The sequence below is a fragment of the Cellulomonas sp. C5510 genome, assembly GCF_019797765.1.
Classification (GTDB): Bacteria; Actinomycetota; Actinomycetes; order Actinomycetales; family Cellulomonadaceae; genus Cellulomonas.
On the sequence record NZ_CP081862.1, the window covers coordinates 2,460,475 to 2,475,052 of the forward strand.

Genomic DNA, 14,578 nt, shown 5'->3' on the forward strand with positions numbered 1-14,578 from the left:
CCGGCTGGACCGGACCTCGCGGGTCAGAGCGGGCGGACCTTCTCCGCCTGCGGGCCCTTCGGGCCCTGCGTGATCTCGAACTCCACGCGCTGACCCTCGTCGAGGCTCCGGTAGCCCTGGGAGTCGATGGCCGAGTAGTGGACGAAGACGTCGGCGCCGCCGCCGTCCTGGGCGATGAAGCCGTAGCCCTTCTCAGCGTTGAACCACTTGACAGCACCCTGTGCCATGTTCTTGTCCTTCTGTCCATCCGGTGACGGTGCGGGACCTCGTGCCCCGCGCCGTGCCGCAATGCCTATCCCGCGTCCTGCACCGGGTGGACCAGCCGGATGGCTGGAAGGTGCCGTGCGGGTGGCCCTGAGGGCCTCCCGGCGGCGCCGGTCAAGCGTCAGTACGTCACTGCAACACCGCGATCCTCTCACGCAGGTCAGCACCGCGCCATGGTTCTTCCCCGCCCCGAGGCGCCTCCTCGACAACGATCCGGTCACGGTGCGATCACGAGATGCTCACACCGACCGGGTGGTCGGCGTCCGGGACCACCCGCTAGACGGCCAGCCCGGGGTGCGCGCGGCGGGCCGGCCGGCGGCCGAGCAGCATCCCCAGCATCCCGACGACCCAGGGCAGTGCGACCCACGCGAACGCCGCGCGGAACGCGTCGAGGTCCCGCGTCTCGCCGCCGACGCGGTCGAGCACCACCCCGACCACCAGCATGGTCGCCAGCGCCCCGACGAAGCCGCCGGTGTTGACGAAGCCGGTGGCCGTGCCGAGGCGCTCGGGCGGCGTGCAGGACCGCGCCACGTCGAACGCCACGAGCGAGGTCGGGCCGCCGACGGCGACGACCACGACGAACACGACGAGCACCACCAACGGGACCGGGCCCGAGGGCACCGCCACCGCCAGCCACGCGACGCCGACAGCGACGAGCGTGCCGACCGCGAGCGGCGTGCGTGACCGGGGGTGCCGTCCCACGAGCAGCCCCACGAGCGGCCCCGCGACGACGGCGGCGACGACGTTGACCGTGAGCAGCGCGCTCGCCTCGCCCGGCGTCCGGCCCTGACCCTCGACGAAGAAGGCGTACCCCCACAGCAGCACGACCACGTGGTTGCTGAACTGACCGGAGAAGTGCATCCAGAACGCCAGCCGAGCGCCCGGGTCGCGCAGCACGGCCCGGAGGGCACCCGGCTGCCGGGGCGGCGTCGTCCGTGCGGCGCGCCGGCGCTTCAGCAGGCCGGCGCGGCGCCCGCCGCGGTCCACGACCTCCGCGCTCGGCGCGGGCGCGTCACGCACGACGGCCAGCACCGCCACGCACGCCACGACTCCCGCGGCAGCCACGGACAGGAAGGTCGCCCGCCAGCCCTGCGCGTGCAGCAGGGCGACGAGGGGGACGGCGGACAGCACCTGCCCGACCTGGCCCAGGCTGCCCGTGAGCTGCGTCATCAGGGGGACCCGGTGCACGGCGAACCAGGCGGGGACCAGGCGGACCACCGACACGAACGTCAGCGCGTCACCCGCCCCGACCAGCACGCGGCCGGCGAGCACCAGGCCCGCCGACGGGGCCAGGGCCAGCACCGCCTGGCCGAGGGCCATCACGCCCGCGCCGGTCGCGACCAGCGCGCGCGGCCCGTAGCGGTCCAGCAGCACGCCGACGGGCACCTGCAGCAGCGCGTAGACGACCAGCTGCGAGACGGCCATCGTCGCCAGCAGCGCGGAGGACACCCCGAACAGGTCGGTGACCTCGAGCGTCGCGACACCGAAGGACGACCGGTTCATGACCGCGACCACGTACGCGACGACCGCCACGCCCCAGACGGACAGGGCGCGGCGGTCGGAGGTCACGTCGGACCATTCTGCCGTGCTGCGGGGCCCGTCCCGGACGGGCGCGCGCCGGCGCCTACAGGCCGGTGCCGTCCCCGCGCTGCTCCGCGAGGAACCGCTCGAACTCCTCGCCGAGCTCGTCCGCGGTGGGGAGCTCGGCGCTCTCGGCCAGCAGGCTGGGCCGGCCGATGTTCCGCGTGAACGCGTCGTACTGCTGCTCGAGCGCGTGGACGACCGCCGCCACCTCCTCCGACTCGGCCACCTGGCGCTCGACCTCGAGCCGCGTCTCCTCGGCCGACTCGACCAGGGCGCCGAGGTCGATCTCCAGGCCGGCCGCCCGCTGCACGTGCTCGAGCGCCGTGATCGACGCCTGCGGGTACGGCGACTGCGCCAGGTAGTGCGGCACGTGGACCGCGAAGCCCATCGCGTCGTGCCCGCTCTGCCCCAGCCGGATCTCCAGGAGGGAGCTCGCGTCGGCGGGCACCTGGACCGTGCCGAACCACGACGGGTGGCCCGCGACGAGCTCGGGGCGGTTCGCGTGCGCGGTGACCGACATCGGCCGGGTGTGCGGGATGCCCATCGGGATGCCGTGCAGGCCGACGGTCAACGGCACGTCGAAGCGCTCGACGATCTGCCGCACCGCCGCGACGTACCGCTCCCACTGCACGTCGGGCTCGACACCGTGCAGCAGCAGGAACGGCACGCCGCCGGTGTCACGCACCAGGTCGACGGCGAGCTCGGGCTCGTCGTACTCGCCCCAGTGGTCGCCCTCGAACGTCACGGTCGGGCGGCGGGAGCGGTAGTCGAGCAGCTGGTCGACGTCGAAGGTCACCAGCCGCTCCGTGGGGAGCTGCTCGGTGAGGTGCTCCGCGGCGAGCCGGCCGGCCCCGCCGGCGTCGACGAAGCCGCGGACGGCGTGCACGAGCACCGGGCCGCTGCCGCCGGCGCTCCGCGCCTCGACCTCGGCGGCGACCGCCGGGTCGACGGCGTAGATCTCGCTCGGGTCCAGCATGGGTCCTCCTGGGTGACGTCGCTGCCGGGCGCCTGGGTCGACGGCCCTCCGTGCACGTCAACAGCGTGCGACGGCGCTTGCTTCCCGCGCACGCCTCCCACGCTCCGCGTCCGCCACGGGCGAACGCCGCCGTCCGGCCGCAGGCCCCGTCCGGCGGGACCTCCGCCTCCCTGGGGAGCCCGTCCTCGCACGTCCCCCGGTCGCCGGTGACACGCGACCCCCCCGATGGCGGATAATGGACGGCCGCTCGCCCCGGGAACCCCTCGCGCGGGCGTGCACGGCGTGCGCGCGGCGACCGTGCGGGGCGGGACCGAGGACGGCGCAGAGGGACGACGGACGGGAGCACCGGTGACCGGGATCGAGGCGCAGCTGGCCGCCGAGCAGGAGGTCGTCGACCAGCTCTACGCGCGGCTCGACGCGCTGCGGGACCACACCCGTCAGCGCCTCGCGGAGGTCCGCCGCGTCGGGCCGTCGGGCTCGCCGCAGAACCGCTCCGAGCGCGACGCGTTCGCGACGCTGTACGAGGACCGGCTCGCGCGGCTCGAGGCCGTGGAGGACCGGCTGGCGTTCGGCCGGCTCGACCTCGCCGAGGGCGGCCGGCGGTACATCGGCCGCATCGGGCTCACCGACGACGAGCACGCGTCGATGCTCACGGACTGGCGCGCCCCGGCCGCGCAGTCGTTCTACCGGGCGACCTCGGCCCGGCCCGACGGCGTCGTGCAGCGCCGGCACCTGGTGACGCGGGGGCGCCGTGTCACCGGCGTCGAGGACGAGGTGCTCGACCTCGACGTGCTCGCGGACGGCGACGCCGCGGAGCGCCTGGGGGCGCTGTCCGGCGAGGGCGCCCTGCTCGCGGCGCTCGCTGCCCGCCGCACCGGGCGGATGGGCGACATCGTCGCGACGATCCAGGCCGAGCAGGACGCGATCATCCGCGCGGAGCTCGCCGGCGCACTGGTCGTGCAGGGCGGTCCCGGCACCGGCAAGACCGCGGTCGCGCTGCACCGCGCCGCCTACCTGCTGTACGCCCACCGCCGGACGCTCGAGCGCTCCGGCGTGCTCCTGCTGGGGCCGAGCCGCACGTTCCTGCGCTACATCGACCAGGTCCTGCCCTCGCTCGGCGAGACCGGCGTCGTGTCGACGACCGTCGCGGAGCTGTTCCCGGGCGTCGTGGCGACGGGCGAGGAGGACGACGCGGTCGCGGAGATCAAGGGCCGCCTGGTGTGGCGGCGGATCGTCGAACGCGCCGTCCGGCAGCGCCAGCGGGTCCCGGAGCGGCCGACGTCCGTGACGATCGACGGCCGGACGGTCGTGGTCCGGCCGTCCGACGTGCGGTCGGCGATCGCGCACGCCCGCCGCGGGCACCGCCCGCACAACCAGGCGCGGGTCACGTTCGTCCGGGACATGCTGGGCCGGCTGGCCGAGCAGTACGTCAGCCAGCTCGGCTGGTCGGTGGCACCTGACGAGCGCGGCGAGATCGTCGAGGAGCTGCGCACGACCCGGGAGATCCGGATCGCCCTGAACCTCGCGTGGATGCCGCTGACCCCCCAGGGCCTCGTGTCGGCACTGCTGAGCCGCCCCGCCCGGCTCGACGCGGCCGCACCCGAGCTGTCCGCCCACGAGCGTGCTGCGCTCCTGCGCGACGCCGACGCCCCGTGGACCGCCGCGGACGTCCCGCTGCTCGACGAGGCGGCCGAGCTGCTGGGCGAGGACGACCAGGCGGCGCGGGCGCAGGCCAAGCACGACGCCGCGCAGCGCGCGCAGGAGCTCGACTACGCCCGGCAGGTGCTCGAGCACTCGGGCACCGGCCTGGTGTCGGCGGAGCTGCTCGCCGACCGGTTCGCGGCCACCGGCCCGGCGCTGACCACCGCGGAGCGCGCCGCGGCGGACCGCACGTGGACCTACGGCCACGTGGTCGTGGACGAGGCCCAGGAGCTGTCGCCGATGGCGTGGCGGATGGTGCTGCGTCGCGTGCCGACCCGGTCCCTGACGGTTGTCGGCGACGTCGCGCAGACGTCGACGGCGGCGGGCACGCGCGACTGGGCGGCGACGTTCGACCGGATGCTGGCGGGCGGCTGGCGCCTGGCCGAGCTGACGGTGAACTACCGCACCCCCGCGTCGGTGGCCGCCGCGGCCGAGCGCGTGGGACGCGCCGCCGGCCTGCCGCTGACGCCGGCGACCTCCGCCCGCGACGTCGACGACGCGCTGCGCACCGAGCAGGTGGACGCCGGCGGCGTGGTCGACGCGGTCGCGCGCCACGCAGCGGCGGCCCTCGCGGATGTGCGCGACGCATCGGGCGCCGGCCGGGTCGCCGTCATCGCGGCACCCGAGGCGCTGCCGCCCCTCGCCGCGGCGCTGCCCGGGGTCGGGGGGACACGGGCCGGCGCACCGGACCTCGACGCGCCGCTGACGCTCATGACGCCGACGCAGGCGAAGGGCCTGGAGTTCGACGTGGTGGTGCTCGTCGAGCCGGCGGACGTCCTCAAGGGCGGCGCGGGTGACCTCTACGTCGCCATGACCCGCCCGACGCAGGCGCTGCGTGTCGTCCACGCCCGGTCGCTGCCCGCGGGCTGGGAGGCCTGACCCGCGCGGACGGCCCCGGGGTGCTGACGGGCACGTCCCGGGCGCCCGCAAGGGCCCCGCGTGTCCGAGGACCGGGACCGGCTTGGAGCGTGCGACGCCGAGGCGCACCATAGGGTCCGTGCCACGCGCCCTGCTGCTCGAGAACCTGCACCCCCAGGCCCGGACCATCCTGGAGTCCGCCGGCTACGAGGTCGTGACGCGCTCCGGCGCGCTCGACGAGTCCGAGCTGGTGGAGGCCCTCCAGGGCGTGCACCTGCTCGGCATCCGCTCCAAGACGCAGGTGACGGAGGCCGTGCTCGACGCGGCGTCCGACCTCGTGTCCGTCGGGGCGTACTGCATCGGCACCAACCAGATCGACCTGCACGCCGCGGCGTCGCGCGGCGTCGCGGTCTTCAACGCGCCGTTCTCCAACACGCGGTCGGTGGTCGAGATCGCGCTGGCGGACATCATCGCGCTGACCCGGCGCCTCACGGTGCTCGACCGGTCGATGCACGACGGGGTCTGGAACAAGTCGGCGGACGGCGCGCACGAGGTCCGCGGCCGCACGCTCGGCATCGTGGGCTACGGCAACATCGGCACCCAGCTGTCCGTGCTGGCGGAGAACCTCGGCATGTCGGTCGTGTTCTACGACACCGCGGAGAAGCTCGCGCTCGGCAACGCCCGCCGCGCGGAGACGCTCGACGAGCTGCTGGACGTCGCCGACATCGTCACCCTCCACGTCGACGGCCGCAGCGGGAACGCCGGGCTGTTCGGCGCGAAGCAGTTCGCGCGGATGCGCCCCGGGGCCGTGTTCCTCAACCTGTCCCGCGGGTTCGTCGTCGACTACGGCGCGCTGCGGGAGGCGGTGCTCTCGGGGCACGTCGCCGGGGCGGCCGTGGACGTGTTCCCGGTGGAGCCGAAGCGCAAGGGCGACCCGTTCGAGTCCGAGCTGCGCGGCCTGCCGAACGTCATCCTCACGCCGCACACCGGCGGGTCCACGGAGGAGGCGCAGGAGGCGATCGGCCAGTTCGTGTCGAACAAGCTCCGTGACTTCATGAGCACCGGGACCACGATGCTCAGCGTCAACCTGCCGAACCTCACCCTCGAGCACCGTCCCGGCGTGCACCGGCTCACGTACCTGCACCGGAACGTGCCCGGCGTGCTGGCGGCCGTCAACCAGACCCTCGCCGAGCACGGCGCGAACATCGAGGGCCAGCTGCTCGCGACGCGCGGCGAGGTCGGCTACGTGGTGACCGACGCCGTCGCCGTCGAGCCCGACGTCGTGGCGGCGCTGCGGTCGCGGCCGGAGACGATCCGCCTGCGCGTCGTCGACTGAGGCGGGCGCCGCTACGGTCGGGGGCATGCACCTCGCCGACCCCGAGCGCCACGACCGTCTCCCCCTGCGCCGCGCCGGCCGCACGGGACTCGACCTGCCCGCGGTGACCCTCGGCCTGTGGCAGAACTTCGGCGACGCCACGCCGTACGCCGACCAGCGCGCGCTCGTGCTGCGGGCGTTCGACCTCGGCGTCGTGCACCTGGACCTCGCGAACAACTACGGTCCCCCGCCGGGGGCGGCCGAGGAGTCCGTCGGCCGGCTGCTGGCCTCGGACCTCGCGCCCTACCGCGACGAGCTGCTGCTCGCGACGAAGGCCGGCTACCGGCAGTGGCCCGGGCCGTACGGGGAGTTCGGGTCCCGCAAGTACCTGCTCGCGTCGCTGGACCAGTCGCTGCGCCGGCTCGGCGTCGACCACGTCGACGTGTTCTACAGCCACCGGTTCGACCCGGCCACGCCGCTGGAGGAGACGATCGGGGCGCTCAGGACCGCCGTCGACTCGGGGCGGGCGCGCTACGCCGGCATCTCCTCGTACTCCGCCCGCCGCACGCGGGAGGCCCTGGCGGTCGCGGACGCGATGGGGCTGCCGCTCGCGCTGCACCAGCCGTCCTACTCGATGCTGAACCGCTGGGTCGAGCAGCCCGACGAGGCCGCCGGCGGCCGGAGCCTGCTCGACGTCGCCGGGGAGGCCGGGATGGGGGTCGTCGCGTTCTCCCCGCTCGCCCAGGGGATGCTCACGCGGAAGTACCTCGGCGGCGTCCCGGAGGACTCCCGCGCCGCCCGGGGCGGTCCGCTCCGGGCGGAGTACCTGAGCGAGGAGAACCTGGCCCGCGTCCGGGCGCTGGCCGCGGTCGCGGAGGGGCGCGGGCAGTCCCTGGCGCAGCTCGCGATCGCGTGGGTGCTGCGGGACCCGCGGGTGACGTCGGTGGCGCTCGGGGCGCGCACGCCGGAACAGCTCGAGGAGAACCTCGCAGCGGTCCACGGGCCGGCGTTGACCGACGCGGAGCTCGCGGAGATCGACCGGCACGCGGTGGACGCGGGCATCAACCTGTGGGGCTCGCGGTCGTCGAACCTGTGAATCCGCGGTTGCCTGAGGCTACGCCCGCGTAACTTACGGCTGCGTAGGTTACGGTGTGCTCGTGAGCGACTTCTCCCGTCCGTGGCACGCCTCCTACGCTCCCGGGGTCCCCCCGCAGGTCGCGGTGCCCGACGAGCCCCTGGTCGTCGCCCTGGAGCGTTCCGCCGCGACCTGGCCCGACCGGGTGGCCCTCGACTTCCTCGGCGCGACCACCACGTACGCGCAGCTCGCGGACCGTGTCGCCCGCGCGGCCGGCGCCCTGCGCGACCTCGGCGTACGCGCCGGCGACCGCGTGGCGATCGCCCTGCCGAACTGCGCCTCCCACGTGGTCGCGTTCTACGCCACGCTGCGCCTCGGCGCTGTCGTCGTCGAGCACAACCCGACCTACACCGCCGCCGAGCTCGGCCACCAGCTCGCCGACTCCGGCGCCACCGTCGCGCTGGTCTGGGAGAAGACCGTCGCCGCGGCGCTCGAGGCCCAGCCCGGGACGGACGTGCGCACGGTCGTCGCCGTCGACGTGTCCGCCGACCTGCCCGCCGCCAAGCGGCTCGCACTCCGGCTCCCGCTACCGGCAGCGCGCCGCACCCGCGACGCCCTGCGCGCCGCGCCTCCGGCCGGCACGCCGGTGTGGCACCGCCTGGTGGCGACGGCCGAGCCGCTGCCCTCCTCGCACCCCCGGCCCACGGCCGACGACGTCGCCCTGCTGCAGTACACCGGCGGCACGACCGGCACCCCGAAGGGCGCCGTCCTCACGCACCGCAACCTGGTCGCCAACACAGTCCAGGGCCAGGCGTGGACCGGCGCCGAGCCGGGCACCGAGACGATCTTCGGCGTGCTGCCGTTCTTCCACGCCTTCGGGCTCACGCTCTGCCTCACCTACGCCACCCGCGTCGGCGCCACGCTCGTGGTGTTCCCGAAGTTCGACCCCGAGGCCGTCCTCGCGGCGCAGCGCCGCCGGCCCGGGACGTTCCTGCCTGCCGTCCCCCCGATGCTCGACCGGCTCGCGGCCGCCGCCGAGGCGCGCTCCGCGGACCTCACGTCGTTCCGGTACGCCATCTCGGGCGCGATGTCGCTGTCGCCGCAAACCGCCGCCCGCTGGGAGCGCCTCACCGGGGGCCTCGTCATCGAGGGCTACGGCATGACGGAGACCTCCCCCGTCGCGCTGGGCTCGCCCCTGTCCCCCGCCCGCCGGCCCGGTGCGCTCGGGCTGCCGTTCCCGAGCACCGACGTCCGCGTCGTCGACCAGGAGGACCCGACCCGCGAGGTCGCGCCCGGCGAGCAGGGCGAGCTGCTGATCCGCGGGCCGCAGGTGTTCCAGGGCTACTGGGGCCGGCCGGACGAGACCGCCGAGCAGCTCCTGCCCGGCGGCTGGCTCCGGACGGGCGACGTCGTGCGGCTCGACGACGACGGATTCGTCGTCCTCGTCGACCGCATCAAGGAGATGATCGTCACCGGCGGGTTCAAGGTGTACCCGTCGCAGGTGGAGGACAAGCTCCGCACGATGCCCGGTGTGCGCGACGTCGCCGTCGTGGGCCTGCCGGGCGGGGACCTGGGCGAGAAGGTCGTCGCCGCGGTGGTCATGGAGCTCGGCCACGCCCAGGTGGAGCTCCAGGCCGTGCGCGAGTGGTGCGCCGAGCGGCTCGCGCGGTACGCGGTCCCGCGGGAGATCGTCATCCTCGCCGACCTGCCGCGCTCCCAGATCGGGAAGGTGCTGCGCCGGGTGGTCCGCGACGACCTGCTCGCGGCCACCAGCCCGGCCTGATACCCGGCCGGCACCGCCGGCACCCGTCCCGACACGACGCCGCCGCACCCCGCGCGACGTCGCCAGCGCCCCGCGCGACGTCGCCAGCGCCCCGCGCGAGGTCGTCACACCCGGCCGAGGTCGTCACGTGGACGTGACGACCTCGGACCGACGTGACGACCTCGCGGGCTCCGGCCGGACCGACGGGCCGTCAGGCCGTGGTGACGGGCAGGCGCGCGGCCCACCAGGCGAGCACGTGCTCGAAGCGCACCAGCCGGTGCTGCGGCCGGCCCGACCGGGTCAGCTCGTGGCCCTCGCCCGGGAACAGCAGCAGCTCGGCGGGCACACCGCGCCGCTTGAGCTCCACGAACCAGCGCTGACCCTGCTCGACAGGGCAGCGCCAGTCCTGCTCGGAGTGGATGACCAGGGTCGGCGTCGTCACCCGGGCGACGTGCGCCATCGGCGACTGCGCGGCGACGGCCGCACGGGCCTCGTCCGTGTCCCCGTCGCCGAGGTACTCCAGGCCGAAGAACCAGCCGATGTCGCTCGACCCGACGAAGCTCACCGGGTCGAGGAAGCCGCGCTCGACGATCGCCGCCGCGAACCGGTCCGTGCGCATGGTGAGCCACGCCGTGAGGTAGCCGCCGTACGAGCCGCCCATGACGCCCACCCGGCCACCGTCCAGCGCCGGGTCGGTCAGCGCGGCGTCGAGCAGCGCGAGCACGTCGTCGGTGTCGACGGTGCCGAACGCGTGGCGGATCGCCGAGCCGTGGGCGGAGCCGTAGCCTGCTGAGCCGCGCGGGTTGCCGTACACGACGGCGTACCCGGCCTCCGCCAGGGTCTGCACCTCGTCGAACAGCCCGACCGTGTACTGCGCGTACGGGCCGCCGTGGATCATGAGGATCGTCGGGTGCGGGCCAGGGAACCGGTCGGGGTCGGGCGTGACCACCCACCCGTGCACCGGGTAGCCGTCCGGCGCGGTGGTCGTCACCTCCCGCGGCGCGCGCACGCGGCCCGTCGCCCGCAACGGTGCGGACCAGTCGGTCAGCGCCCGGGTGGTGCCCGTCACGAGGTCGACCGCGTGTAGGTCGCCCGAGGTCAGCGGGCCGGCTGCGGCGACCACGGCCACGGTGGTCCCCGGCGCGGCCGCCACGCCGTGCACCGCGACCTCCCCGGTCATGAGGTCCCGCGCCGAGCCGTCGGCGCGGAGCTCGCGCAGCAGCACCGAGCCGCGGTGCAGCACCCCGGCCAGGACCCCGTCCGCCGTGACCGCGAACGTCCCCGGGTCCAGGTCCACCGCCTCCTCGTCGGTCAGCCGCGCCGGCTGCCCGTCCGCCCGCGGCCCGTCGGCTCCACCCGTGCCCCCGGTCAGGCCGAGCCGGTACAGGCCGGTCTGCCGGGCGACGAAGTCCCGCCCGGACGTCCCCATGTCCTGCGCGAGCAGCCACAGCGCCGTCCCGTCCGCGGCGGGCAGCGCGGCGGAGACCGCCAGGCGGCTGCCGGCGTCCGCGTCGGTCAGCGCGCGCGGTGCCGGGTCGGCGCCCTCGCGGGTGTCGACGACGACGGCGTCCGACCGGAGGTCCTCGTCGCGGGAGGCGTGACGCGCCGCGACCACGACGACGTGCCGGCCGTCGGGGAACCACTCGGCCTGCTCGACGTCCAGGTCACCCGACGTCACCTGGCGGGCGACCGCCGTCCCGTCACCGTCGGCCGGTGCGCTGCGGACCGCCGGGTCGGCCGGCACGTCCACCACGAAGAGCTGCCGCCGCTTGTCCCGGGTGAAGCCGACGCCGTCGCTGCGGTACGGGAAGGACGTGATGTGCCGCGGCCGCTCGGCGCCCGCGTCCTCGCCGGCGACGTACCGGCCGTCATCGGGCACCCGGGCGACGAACGCCAGCACCGAGCCGTCCGGTGACCAGCGAGAGGTCTGCACGCCGAGCGGGGCGTCCGAGAGCCGCACCGGCTCGCCGCCGGACGTCTCGACGACGTGGAGCTGCGGGCGGCCCTTCGGCTCGGCTCGCAGGAACGCGACCCACCGGCCGTCCGGCGAGATCCGGGGGTCGGTGTCGCGGTGGCCCCGGGTGAGCCGGACGGGCTCACCGGAACCGTCCGTCGGCACGCGCCAGAGCCGGCCGGCGTACTCGTCGAGGTCGAGATCAGGCGCCGTGAGCGACACGACGGCGTACGAGCCGTCGGGCGCGAGCGCGGGGGTTCCGGGGACGTGCAGCAGCGAGAGGTCGGTGGGGATCACCCGACCGACGGTAGTACGCCCGGCGCCCCGGTCCGGACCACGACGCCGACGGTCACGCAGCAGGCCGCGCCGACCTGCTCAGGAGACGCCCGGCGCGTCGCCCTCGCCCGCTGCGGCGGCCCCCGCCGCCCGCGCGGCGTCCGCCACCTCGTTCTCGGCACGCAGCACCGTGATCGCGGCCTCGAAGTCGTCGAGGCTGCTGAACGCCTGGTAGACGCTCGCGAAGCGCAGGTACGCGACCTCGTCCAGGTCGCGCAGCGGCCCGAGGATCGCGAGGCCGATCTCGTACGCGTCCAGCTCGGCGGAACCGCTGGCGCGCAGGGTCTCCTCGACGCGCTGGGCCAGCAGCGCGAGGTCGTCCTCGCTCACCGGCCGGCCCTGGCACGCCTTGCGCACGCCGTTGACGATCTTCTCGCGGCTGAACGGCTCGGTGGCCCCCGACCGCTTCACCACGGAGAGGCTCGCCGTCTCGATCGTCGTGAAGCGGCGGTTGCACTGCGGGCACTGCCGGCGCCGACGGATGGACAGACCGTCGTCCGAGGTGCGGGAGTCGACGACGCGGGAGTCCGCGTGGCGGCAGAACGGGCAGTGCATGAGGGCCTCCAGCAGGTCCGGATCGTGCGGCCGGCGCGGCGGCGGGCGCCGTGCCCTCCCGGACGACCGGGACACGGTAAGACCCGCGCCGCGCCAGGTGCAACACCGTCCCGTCCGCGCGACCTCCCCGGGGACGCCCGCCCCGACCTCGACCCTGGGCGGGTCGCGCCGGGCCCACGCGACCCGCGCAGGAGCCGAGGCGGAGCCGTCCGGGACGCTGGTCGCGCGCAGGGGCACCTGCTGGTGGCGGCGGTCGGACCGTGCCGGCTGCGTCCCGCACGGGCACAACGTGAGCTGCGGACAGACGTGTGCGGACGGTCCGGACGTGACGACGGGGGTGGCCGCGTCTACGGCCACCCCCGTGGGGACGCCCCCGTCCCGTCTCGTCCGGGCGACTCGCCTCGCGCGGACGGTTGCTGCACGCCTCGCGCCGGGCGACGGGATGGACCGACGATGCCGACGACGACGCGTCCCTCGCGGCGAGCCCCCCAGCCAGCCGTTCGAGGTGGCACCACAGTAGAGGGACCCGGCTCAATTACGCAAGCCTCACATGCCGTTATTCGAGGAGGCGCCGATCGAGCAGGACCCGCAGGTCAGGAGCCCGCGGGCAGCAGCAGCACCTGACCTGCCAGCAGCGAGGCGTCGGGCAGCCCGTTGAGCTCCTGCAGCCGCAGCACGACGTCACGCACGTCCTCACCCGGCGCCGCCACGTCGGTGGCGATCTGCCACAGCGTCTCCCCGGCCACCACGGCGTGCGTGGTGACCTCGGTGGCCTGCCGCGGACCGTCGGCCACCGCGCGGCCTCCGACGACACCCCCGAGCACCACGAGCAGAGCCAGGACGAGCAGGACGGCGCGCCCCCGGCGCGTCAGGTGCAGCGACGCCTCCGGGGTGGCGGTCACGCGGGCGGCCGGACGCGCCCGGCCCTCGGCCTGCGCCGCCGCCGAGCGGACGGCGACAGGGCGGGGGCGGGCCGGTCGGTCGGCCGCGGGACGCGTCGCGAGCCGCGGGTGCACTGCGATGGCGCTCATCTCCACCACTTCCCTCCTGGGCCGCCGCGCGACCCGTCGAACACCTGTTCGTTCGAACGTCTGTACGAACTGAACCACACCCGGCGCAGGATGTCGAGACACGATCGAACAGGTGTTTGATCCACCCGTGCACGCGCCCTACGCTCGGGGACGTCGGGTACAGCGCACCACGAGGGTCTGACACGACCGCCGGGCGGACGCCGCCGGGCAGGTCGGGAGCCCGTCGCCTGCGTCGTCACCCGGCACGGCGGACGGGTGCAGCGGGCACCGGCGCCACGAGGACGGGAGCGAAGATGGCGATCGAGGGAACCGGCGCGACGGCGGGCGCGGCCGACGGGTCCGCCGTGGTCGAGCTCGACGCGGACGGCGACGGCCTGACCCCGCGCCAGCGCCTGGTGCTCGAGACCGTGCGGGCCTCGGTCGAGTCCCGCGGCTACCCGCCGAGCATGCGTGAGATCGGCGACGCCGTCGGGCTCACCAGCCCGTCGAGCGTCAAGCACCAGCTCACCGCGCTCGAGCGCAAGGGCTACCTGCGGCGCGACCCCAACCGGCCGCGCGCCATCGAGGTCGTCCAGCCGGACGACTCGCGCGGGGTCGCCCCGCTGCCGGGCGTGACGGGCCTGGGCGACGAGGACAGCGCGGCCCGCGAGGGCGCCCCCGAGGCGGCGTACGTCCCGGTGGTCGGGCGGATCGCCGCGGGCGGCCCGATCCTCGCCGAGCAGCTGGTCGAGGACGTCTTCCCGCTCCCCCGCCAGCTCGTCGGTGCCGGCGAGCTGTTCCTGCTCAAGGTCGTGGGCGACTCGATGGTGGACGCCGCGATCTGCGACGGCGACTGGGTGGTCGTCCGCCGTCAGCCCGTCGCCGAGAACGGCGAGATCGTCGCCGCGATGCTGGACGGCGAGGCGACCGTCAAGACGCTCAAGCGGGCCGACGGCCACGTGTGGCTGCTGCCGCAGAACCCGGCGTACTCGCCGATCGACGGCGACCACGCCCAGGTGCTCGGCCGCGTCGTCTCGGTGCTGCGCGCGCTCTAGCGGCCCGGTCCCGGTCAGCTCCTCGCGGGCGGCGGCTCCTGGTCGTCGCGCCCGGGGCCGCGCGCCCCCGGGCGGCCCCGCGGCCGAGGTGCACCGCGCGGCCGGGCGCGCGCTCCTGCGGACGTCCCCCGCG

Annotated in this window: 11 protein-coding genes; 5 read left to right on the forward strand and 6 right to left on the reverse strand. The window is 75.4% G+C overall.

Translation table 11 applies throughout. The features are described from left to right. Positions 1 to 23: 23 nt before the first annotated feature. The 3 genes from K5O09_RS11445 to K5O09_RS11455 form a co-directional block, all read right to left on the reverse strand. The gene (locus K5O09_RS11445) at positions 24 to 227 is read right to left on the reverse strand and encodes a cold-shock protein (protein ID WP_146952335.1); all 204 of its coding nucleotides are present in this window, start codon (positions 225 to 227) and stop codon (positions 24 to 26) included. A 313-nt stretch (positions 228 to 540) separates the two neighbouring features. Further along, positions 541 to 1,833: a nitrate/nitrite transporter gene (locus K5O09_RS11450; RefSeq protein ID WP_222169672.1), complete on the reverse strand. Its 1,293-nt coding sequence runs from the start codon at positions 1,831 to 1,833 to the stop codon at positions 541 to 543. Positions 1,834 to 1,888: 55 nt separating this feature from the next. Beyond that, positions 1,889 to 2,824: a proteasome assembly chaperone family protein gene (locus K5O09_RS11455; RefSeq protein ID WP_222169673.1), complete on the reverse strand. Its 936-nt coding sequence runs from the start codon at positions 2,822 to 2,824 to the stop codon at positions 1,889 to 1,891. 348 nt (positions 2,825 to 3,172) lie between these two features. On the opposite strand from K5O09_RS11455, the gene K5O09_RS11460 reads away from it, so the two are divergent. From K5O09_RS11460 to K5O09_RS11475, 4 genes are all read left to right on the forward strand, one after another. Further along, the gene (locus tag K5O09_RS11460) at positions 3,173 to 5,404 is read left to right on the forward strand and encodes an AAA family ATPase (protein ID WP_222169674.1); all 2,232 of its coding nucleotides are present in this window, start codon (positions 3,173 to 3,175) and stop codon (positions 5,402 to 5,404) included. Positions 5,405 to 5,522: 118 nt separating this feature from the next. Then, the gene (gene serA, locus K5O09_RS11465; RefSeq protein ID WP_222169675.1) at positions 5,523 to 6,719 is read left to right on the forward strand and encodes a phosphoglycerate dehydrogenase; all 1,197 of its coding nucleotides are present in this window, start codon (positions 5,523 to 5,525) and stop codon (positions 6,717 to 6,719) included. 25 nt (positions 6,720 to 6,744) lie between these two features. After that, positions 6,745 to 7,794 carry an aldo/keto reductase gene (locus K5O09_RS11470; RefSeq protein ID WP_222169676.1) on the forward strand — a complete coding sequence of 350 codons (1,050 nt, stop codon included), beginning with the start codon at positions 6,745 to 6,747 and terminating at the stop codon, positions 7,792 to 7,794. Positions 7,795 to 7,855: 61 nt separating this feature from the next. Then, positions 7,856 to 9,556, forward strand: coding sequence for an AMP-binding protein (locus K5O09_RS11475; RefSeq protein WP_222169677.1), 1,701 nt, complete (start codon positions 7,856 to 7,858; stop codon positions 9,554 to 9,556). 190 nt (positions 9,557 to 9,746) lie between these two features. Here K5O09_RS11475 and K5O09_RS11480 read toward each other — a convergent pair whose 3' ends face one another. From K5O09_RS11480 to K5O09_RS11490, 3 genes are all read right to left on the reverse strand, one after another. After that, entirely contained in the window at positions 9,747 to 11,786 is a 2,040-nt protein-coding gene (locus tag K5O09_RS11480; protein ID WP_222169678.1) for a S9 family peptidase, read from the reverse strand. Between the two features lie 78 nt (positions 11,787 to 11,864). Further along, positions 11,865 to 12,380, reverse strand: a complete 516-nt coding sequence (nrdR, locus tag K5O09_RS11485) for a transcriptional regulator NrdR (protein WP_255596360.1) — start codon at positions 12,378 to 12,380, stop codon at positions 11,865 to 11,867. Between the two features lie 593 nt (positions 12,381 to 12,973). Beyond that, positions 12,974 to 13,411 (reverse strand): LysM peptidoglycan-binding domain-containing protein, encoded by a 438-nt coding sequence (locus tag K5O09_RS11490; RefSeq protein ID WP_222169679.1) that lies wholly within the window; start codon positions 13,409 to 13,411, stop codon positions 12,974 to 12,976. 293 nt (positions 13,412 to 13,704) lie between these two features. Between K5O09_RS11490 and lexA the strand changes: the two genes are divergently transcribed. Then, the gene (gene lexA / locus K5O09_RS11495) at positions 13,705 to 14,445 is read left to right on the forward strand and encodes a transcriptional repressor LexA (RefSeq protein ID WP_222169680.1); all 741 of its coding nucleotides are present in this window, start codon (positions 13,705 to 13,707) and stop codon (positions 14,443 to 14,445) included. The last annotated feature ends 133 nt before the right edge of the window (positions 14,446 to 14,578 follow it).

What these genes read in the sequence shown, in the direction of transcription:
- nrdR (WP_255596360.1), bottom strand. Translation starts at nt 12,380, where the DNA reads ATGCACTGCCCGTTCTGCCGCCACGCGGACTCCCGCGTCGTCGACTCC.
- K5O09_RS11455 (WP_222169673.1), bottom strand. Translation starts at nt 2,824, where the DNA reads ATGCTGGACCCGAGCGAGATCTACGCCGTCGACCCGGCGGTCGCCGCC.
- lexA (WP_222169680.1), top strand. Translation starts at nt 13,705, where the DNA reads ATGGCGATCGAGGGAACCGGCGCGACGGCGGGCGCGGCCGACGGGTCC.
- K5O09_RS11490 (WP_222169679.1), bottom strand. Translation starts at nt 13,411, where the DNA reads ATGAGCGCCATCGCAGTGCACCCGCGGCTCGCGACGCGTCCCGCGGCC.
- K5O09_RS11470 (WP_222169676.1), top strand. Translation starts at nt 6,745, where the DNA reads ATGCACCTCGCCGACCCCGAGCGCCACGACCGTCTCCCCCTGCGCCGC.
- K5O09_RS11445 (WP_146952335.1), bottom strand. Translation starts at nt 227, where the DNA reads ATGGCACAGGGTGCTGTCAAGTGGTTCAACGCTGAGAAGGGCTACGGC.